A 7055-nucleotide genomic window follows, 5' to 3' on the forward strand; every position below is an offset into this window, starting at 1 on the left:
ACCGAACAGCCAACTGGCCGGGTCCCCGACGACGGGGACCCGGCCAGCCAGCAGTGCCGAGTTGACCCGGGGTGCCGGCCGAGCTATCTGCGGCGCGCCGCCAGCCGGCGCAGCACCAGAGCGGCGCTGCCCCAGATCCCGCGCCGGAACAGCAGCACGACGAGTACGAAGATGCCGCCGGTGACCAGGCCGATCGCCTCGAATCCGGAGAACGACAGCCAGTCCTCCAGGCGGACCACGATTCCCGCGCCGAGCACCCCGCCCCACAACGTGCCGATGCCGCCGAGCACCACCACGATCACCGCCTTGCCGGAGGTGGTCCAGTGCAGCACGTCGAGCGAGACGAACCGGTGGCCGAGGGCGAACAGCCCGCCGCCGAGCCCGGCCAGGAAGCCGGAGAGCACGAACGCGGTCAGCTTGTACCGGTGCACGGGGTAGCCGAGCGCGCGGGCCCGGGCCGGGTTGTCGCGGATGCCGACCAGCACCCGGCCGAACGGCGAGTGCACGATCCGCCAGGCGGCGGCCAGACCGAACGCCACGATCGGCAGGATCGCGTAGTAGAAGTAGTAGTCGTCGGTGAGGTCGAGGCCGAACAGCGAGCGGGGCACGCCCTGGAGGCCGTTCTCGCCGCGGGTGACCGAACGCCACTCGTTGGCCACGTAGTAGACCATCTGGGCGAAGGCCAGGGTGACCATCGCGAAGTAGATGCCGGTCCGCTTCACCGCGAGGTGGCCGATCGGCACGGCCAGCGCCGCCGAGGCGAGCGCCCCGACCAGCACGGCCACCGGGAACGGCAGGCCGGCGTGGATGGCGACCAGCCCGGTGACGTACGCGGAGGTGCCCCAGAAGGCGGCGTGGCCGAAGGACATCAGCCCGGTGAAGCCGAGCAGCAGGTCGACCGAGACGGCGAACAGCGCCCAGCAGAGGATGTCGACGGCGACCGCCGGGTAGAGCCCGTTGGGCAGCCAGAGCGCGGCCACCACGGCGACGGCGAGCAGGGCGTACCGGATCCGGCCGGGCGCGCGGGCGACGGCGGCCAGGGCGGACGGCGGGGTGGGGCGGGCCGCGTCGGCGGGGGTGTCGACGGCGCTGGTCATGCCGGGGCCTCCTCTCTGCCGAACAGGCCGGCGGGCCGCCACAGCAGCACGACGGCCATCACGACGAACACGGCAGTCTGGGACACGATCGGGAAGTCGGACAGGTACGCCTCACCCCATGCCTGGACCAGGCCGATGCCGAACCCGGCGGCGACCGAGCCGAAGATGGAGCCGAGGCCGCCGATCACCACCACCGCGAAGACCACGATGATCAGGTCGGCGCCCATCAGCGGGTTCACCGCCCGCATCGGCGCGGCGAGCACCCCGGCGAGCCCGGCCAGGCCGATGCCGAAGCCGAAGACGGGGGTGACCCAGCGCCCGACGTCGATGCCGAAGGCACGGGTCAGCTCGGGGCGTTCGGTGGCGGCCCGGACCACCAGGCCGACCCGGGTGCGGCTGAGCACCCACCACACGGCGACGCAGAGCAGCACCGTGAAGCCGAGGATGAACACCCGGTACGTCGGGAAGTCGAACAGCCCGAGGTCGAGCGAGCCGCTCAGCTCGGCGGGGGTGGCGTACGGGCTGGACTGCACGCCGTACCGGTTCTTCACCAGGTCCTGGAGGATCAGGGTGAGGCCGAAGGTGAGCAGGAAGTTGTAGAGCGGGTCGAGCCGGGTTAGCCGGTGGATGACCGCCCGTTCCAGGGCCATGCCGAGCAGGCCGAGGGCGACCGGCATGACCACCAGGGCCGCCCAGAACGGCACCCCGGCCTCGCTGAGCAGCACGTACGCCCCGAACGCGCCGAGCATGTAGAACGCGCCGTGGGCGAAGTTGACCACCCGGAGCATGCCGAAGATGACGGCGAGGCCGAGGGCGAGCAGGGCGTAGAACGCCCCGCTCACCAGCCCGTTGAAGGTGTTCTGGAGGAAGCCGGTCACAGCGCGCAGTCCGGGGACGGAGCGCGGAACGCCTCCGCGGCCGGGATGGTCTTGAGGACCTTCACGTAGTCCCACGGCTCGGTGACCTCGGCGGCCGGCTTGACCTGGGCCAGGTACGCGTCGTGGACCACCCGGTGGTCCTCGGCGCGGATCTTCCCGTTGCGCAGGAAGACGTCGTCGACGGTCTTGCCCTCCAGGCCCCCGACGACGGTGTCGGCGTCGTCGGTGCCGGCGGCCTGGACGGCCTCCAGGTACTGCGAGGCGGCGGAGTAGTTGGCCGCGTGGGCGAACGACGGGCGGGTGCCGGTCTCGGCCCGGAACCGGTCGGCGAACTCGCGGTTGCGCTGGTCGAAGTTCCAGTACCACGCGTCGGTGTAGGTGGTGCCGGCGAGCGCGGCCGGGGTGAGGGAGTGGATGTCGGTGATGAACATCAGGCCCACCGCGAGGCCGATGCCCTTGTCCCGCAGCTTGAACTCGTTGTACTGCTTGACCACGTTGACCAGCTCAGCGCCGGCCTGCATGGTGCCGAGCACGTCCGGCTTCGGCTTCAGCGTCGGCGCCTTGAGCAGGTACGTCGAGTAGTCGCCGGCGGTGTTCGGGAACGGCGCGCCGTCCCGGCCGACGACCGCCCCGCCGGCCTGGGTGATCGCGGTGGAGAAGCTCTTCTCCATGTCCTGGCCGAACGCATAGTTCGGGTAGAGGATGTACCAGTTCTTCCCGATCTGCTCGGTGGTGCTCTTCCCGGTCCCGTTGGCCAGCATGTACGTGTCGTACGCGTAGTGGAACGTGTACCTGTTGCAGCTCTTGCCGGTCAGGTCGGTGGTGGCCGCGCCGATGTTGAAGTACAGCTTCCGCTTCTCCTTCGCCACGTCGGCCACCTTCAGGGCGGCCGACGAGGTGGGCACGTCGAGGATCAGGTCCACACCCCTGCGGTCGTACATCTCGGCGGCCTTGCTGTTGGCCACGTCGGGCTTGTTCTGGTGGTCGGCGGTCTCCACACTGATGTTCCTCGTCACGGCCCGGTCGCCGTACTTCGCCTTGAAGTCGGCGACGGCCAGCTCCACGGCCTTGACCGAGTTCTTCCCGGACAGCTCCGAGTAGGCCCCGGACTGGTCGTTGAGGACGCCCAGCACGATCCTGTCGCCGGTCAGCTTCTGGCCCCCGGAGGACTGTGGCCCACCCCCGCCGCAGCCGGCGACCAGCAGCACCACCACGGCCGACGCCGCGGCCACACCCACGCTCCTACGCATGTCCGTCCCTTTCGTCCGCGCGCCGCGCGGCTCAGCGTCGACGTCAGATCCCGAGGTACGCCAGCAGCTCGCGTTCCCGCGAGCGCACCTCTGAGTTGTCCATCGCCTCCGCGATCCGTCCCTCGGCCAGCAGGTAGTGCCGGTCGGCGACGCCGGTGGCGAAGTGCAGGTTCTGTTCCACCAGCAGCACGGTCACCCCGTGCCGCTTGGCCTGGCGCAGCAGGTCGGCGACCTGCCGTACGAGCAGCGGGGAGAGCCCCTCGGTGGGCTCGTCGCAGAGCAGCAGCCGGGCGCCCATCCGCAGCACCCGGGCCAGGGCGAGCATCTGCTGCTCGCCGCCGGAGAGCATGGTCGCCGCCGAGGCGCGGCGGTCGTACAGGGCGGGGAACGCCTCGTACACCCGCTCCAGCGGCCACGGGTCGGGGCCGACCCGGGGCGGCAGGGTGAGGTTCTCGGTGACGGTGAGGGTGGCGTAGCTGCCCCGGTCGTCGGGGACCCAGCCGAGGCCGAGCCGGGCCCGCCGGTGCGCCGGTAGCCGGCTGACGTCGCGCCCGTCGAGGGCTATCACGCCACTGCGGCCCGGGTGCAGGCCCATCACGCAGCGCAGCAGGGTGGACTTCCCGGCGCCGTTGCGCCCGACCAGGGTGACCACCTCCCCGGCGGAGACGTCGAGGCTGACCTCGCGTAGCACCCGCGCCTGTCCATACCAGGCGGAGAGGTTGTCAATGCGCAGCATCCGCGGCTCCCAGGTAGGCGGTGATCACGCGTTCGTCGGCGCGGACCTGCTCGTACGGGCCCTCGACCAGGATGCGGCCGGCCTGTAGGACGGTGACGGTGTCGGCGAGCCGCCCGACGACGCTCATGTTGTGCTCGACCAGCACCACGGTCCGGCCCTGCCGGACCCGGGCGACCAGCTCGACGGTACGGTCGACGTCCTCCAACCCCATCCCGGCGGTCGGCTCGTCGAGCAGCAGCACCTTCGGGTCCAGGGCGAGCGCGATGGCCAGTTCCAGGGCCCGCTTACGCCCGTACGCGAGTGCCTCGGCGGGGGCCCCGGCCAGCTCGGCGAGGCCGACCATGGTCAGCAGTTCGTCGGCCCGGTCGCGGTAGCGGCCCATCAGCTTCGCGGAGCGCCAGAACCGCCAGCCGAGCCCGCTCGGCGACTGCAACGCCAGCTCCACGTGCTCGCGGGCGGACAGCTGCGGGAAGAGGCTGGTGATCTGGAAGGAGCGGGCGACCCCGAGGCGGGCGACCCGTTCCGGGGGCAGCCCGGTGACGTCGCGGCCGGCCAGCTCGATCCGCCCGGCGGTGGGGCGCAGGAAGCCGGTGAGCAGGTTGAACAGGGTGGTCTTGCCGGCGCCGTTCGGGCCGACAAGGGCGTGCACGCTGTCCGGCGCGACGTCGAGGTCGACGGCGTCGACGGCCCGGAAGCCCCGGAAGTCACGGGTCAGCCCGCGAGCCGACAGCAGACCTTGCCCGGCCATCGCCACACCCTCCGCAGGTCCCTGCGACGGCCGGGTCGGTGACCGGAGTCACAGGGCCGTCGCGTGCAGGAAACCTACGGCGCGCAAGAGGGGTCGAACCATGTCGATGGATCACACATTCACGGGGCGGCGGGGGTAACCGTGCCACATGACCGGCGCGGCGGATGTGATCGACAGTGGTGCGTCGGGGCGCGGAACCGTCCGGCGCATGTGGCCGCGCCACCGGGCATCCGGCGGCGGGCCCTCGGCCCCCGTCCCGGCGCCGACCGGCGACCGGCGAGGGGACGGCCCGGGTCGGTCAGCCGGTCAGCGCGTCCAGGGCCAGGTCGACGTCCGCCTCGGTGGAGTACAGGTGGAACGAGGCCCGGACCCGCCCGGCGCGTACCGCCGCCCGCACCCCGGCCCGCTCCAGCCTCTCCTGCGCCCCCGGTACCTCGACGGTGACGATCGCGCTCTCGCCGGGCGGCCGGCCCAGCCCGGTGCGGAACCGGTTGGCCAGCGCCACGTCGTGCTCGTGCACCGCCGGCAACCCGATCTCGGCGAGCAACTCCAGGGCGGGGGCGGCGCCGACCCAGCTGAACCACGCCGGGGAGTGGTCGAACCGCCGGGCGTCGCCGGCCAGCCGCAGCGGCGGCCCGTAGAAGGAGGTGTGCGGGTCCTCGGCCGCGTACCAGCCGGCGGCGTCGGGGCGCAGCCGCTCGCGCAGCGCGGGCGCGAGGTAGCCGAAGGCCGCCCCACGCGGCGCCATCAGCCACTTGTACGCCCCGACCGCGACCACGTCGGCCCGGCCGGCGTCGAACGGCAGCCAGCCGCACGCCTGGGTGGCGTCCACGGCCACCAGGGCGTCATGCGCCCGGGCGGCGGCTACGATCCGGTCGTAGTCGGCGATCGTGCCGTCGGCGGACTGCACCAGGCTGAACGCGACCAGGTCGGTGTCGGCGTCGATCGCGTCGACCAGGCCGGCCGCGGGCACCGTCCGCACCTTCACGCCCCGCTCGGCCTGCACCAGCCAGGGGAAGAGGTTGGCGGTGAACTCGACCTCCGGCACCACCACCGTCGCGCCCGCCGGCAGGGACGCCGCGACCGGGGCCAGTAGCTGGGAGACCGTGCTGCCGACCGCGACGTCGGCCGCCGGCACGCCGACCAGACCGGCGAAGGCCGCCCGGGACCGCCCGGTCGCCTCGCCCCAGCCCTCCCATGAGGTACGCCCCACCCGCCAGTCGGCCAGCGCCGCCTGGAGCGCCGCCCAGGCCGGCTCGGGCGGCAGCCCGTAGGTCGCCGTGTTCAGCCAGCCGGGTTCCGGATGCCACAGGTTCCGTGCCTGTTCCAACTCCATGCCATCGACGGTATTGCGCCCACAGTGGTCGGGGCAGGGCCAATCCACCGGCGGTGGCCGGTGCCCTCGGCCCCGGTCGCCCGCACGGCACCCGGCCGCCGGGGCCGGCCGGGGGGATCAGCTCACGTTGGCCGGGCCGAGGACGCTCTTCAGGTCGCCCATCAGCGCGGTGGTGGCGGCGACCCGGAACGGCCCGAGCCGCAGGGTGGTGGTCTTGCCGCCGTTGAGGAGTTTGACGTGCACCTCGGTGTCGCCGGGGTGCAGCACCAGGGTCTCCTTGAGCCGCTCCACGAGCGGTGGGGTGCAGCGGTGCACCGGGATGGTGAGGGTGACCGGTTTGCTGCCCGGGTTGCTGCTGACGTCCGGCAGTTGCATGTCCATCGCCATGATGCGCGGGGTGTCGTCGCGGCGGTCGACCCGCCCCTTGACCACCACGATGGCGTCCTCGGCGATGTACTGGCCGATCACCTCGTAGGTGTTGGGGAAGAACAGGGCCTCCACGCCGCCGGCGAGGTCCTCCAGGGTGGCCGAGGCCCAGGCCCGGCCCTGCTTGGTGACCCGCCGTTGCACGCCGGAGAGGATGCCGGCGAGGGTGACCACCGCGCCGTCGGGGACGGTGCCCTCCTCGGACAGGGCGGCGATGGTGCAGTCCGCCGCCGCGCCGAGCACGTGCTCCAGGCCGAACAGCGGGTGGTCGGAGACGTACAGGCCGAGCATCTCGCGTTCGAAGGCCAGCTTGTCCCGCTTGTCCCACTCGGCCTCGCCGATGGTCGGCATGACCGTGGTGCTGCCGGCGCTCTCGGTGTCGCCGAAGCCGGCGCCGAACAGGTCGTACTGGCCGACGGCCTCCTTGCGCTTGACGTCGGCGTACGCGTCGATGGCGTCGGCGTGGACCTGTAGTAGTCCCTTTCGTGGGTGGCCCATGACGTCGAACGCGCCGGCCTTGATCAGCGATTCGATGGTCTTCTTGTTGCAGACCACCGCGTCGACCTTGGACAGGAAGTCGTAGA

7 protein-coding genes are annotated in these 7055 nt (G+C 72.1%); all 7 read right to left on the reverse strand.

Translation table 11 applies throughout. The features are described 5' to 3' along the window. Positions 1-83 precede the first annotated feature (83 nt). Positions 84-1097, reverse strand: coding sequence for a branched-chain amino acid ABC transporter permease (locus tag C5N14_RS18315; protein WP_117669333.1), 1014 nt, complete (start codon positions 1095-1097; stop codon positions 84-86). Next, a complete protein-coding gene (locus C5N14_RS18320; protein WP_117669334.1) occupies positions 1094-1975 on the reverse strand; it encodes a branched-chain amino acid ABC transporter permease in 882 nt (293 codons plus the stop codon). Before C5N14_RS18320 ends, C5N14_RS18315 begins: the two co-directional genes overlap by 4 nt. Further along, positions 1972-3225, reverse strand: coding sequence for an ABC transporter substrate-binding protein (locus tag C5N14_RS18325; protein ID WP_117669335.1), 1254 nt, complete (start codon positions 3223-3225; stop codon positions 1972-1974). The genes C5N14_RS18320 and C5N14_RS18325 overlap by 4 nt, the downstream gene beginning before the upstream one ends. Before the next feature lie 43 nt (positions 3226-3268). Then, positions 3269-3961, reverse strand: coding sequence for an ABC transporter ATP-binding protein (locus C5N14_RS18330; protein ID WP_117669336.1), 693 nt, complete (start codon positions 3959-3961; stop codon positions 3269-3271). After that, a complete protein-coding gene (locus C5N14_RS18335; RefSeq protein WP_117669338.1) occupies positions 3948-4709 on the reverse strand; it encodes an ABC transporter ATP-binding protein in 762 nt (253 codons plus the stop codon). The genes C5N14_RS18330 and C5N14_RS18335 overlap by 14 nt, the downstream gene beginning before the upstream one ends. A 298-nt stretch (positions 4710-5007) precedes the next feature. Continuing rightward, on the reverse strand, positions 5008-6045 hold the full coding sequence (locus tag C5N14_RS18340; RefSeq protein ID WP_117669337.1) for an aminotransferase class V-fold PLP-dependent enzyme: 1038 nt from the start codon (positions 6043-6045) through the stop codon (positions 5008-5010). A 117-nt stretch (positions 6046-6162) separates the two neighbouring features. Then, positions 6163-7055, reverse strand: an 893-nt coding sequence (locus tag C5N14_RS18345; protein WP_243639750.1) for an OB-fold nucleic acid binding domain-containing protein, incomplete at its 5' end; no start/stop codon positions are given.

The sequence above is a fragment of the Micromonospora sp. MW-13 genome, from assembly GCF_003434305.1.
Lineage (GTDB): Bacteria > Actinomycetota > Actinomycetes > Mycobacteriales > Micromonosporaceae > Micromonospora.

Excerpts from the sequence above, each read along its gene's own strand:
- C5N14_RS18315 (WP_117669333.1), bottom strand. The coding sequence starts at position 1,097 with ATGACCAGCGCCGTCGACACCCCCGCCGACGCGGCCCGCCCCACCCCG.
- C5N14_RS18325 (WP_117669335.1), bottom strand. The coding sequence starts at position 3,225 with ATGCGTAGGAGCGTGGGTGTGGCCGCGGCGTCGGCCGTGGTGGTGCTG.
- C5N14_RS18330 (WP_117669336.1), bottom strand. The coding sequence starts at position 3,961 with ATGCTGCGCATTGACAACCTCTCCGCCTGGTATGGACAGGCGCGGGTG.
- C5N14_RS18335 (WP_117669338.1), bottom strand. The coding sequence starts at position 4,709 with ATGGCCGGGCAAGGTCTGCTGTCGGCTCGCGGGCTGACCCGTGACTTC.
- C5N14_RS18340 (WP_117669337.1), bottom strand. The coding sequence starts at position 6,045 with ATGGAGTTGGAACAGGCACGGAACCTGTGGCATCCGGAACCCGGCTGG.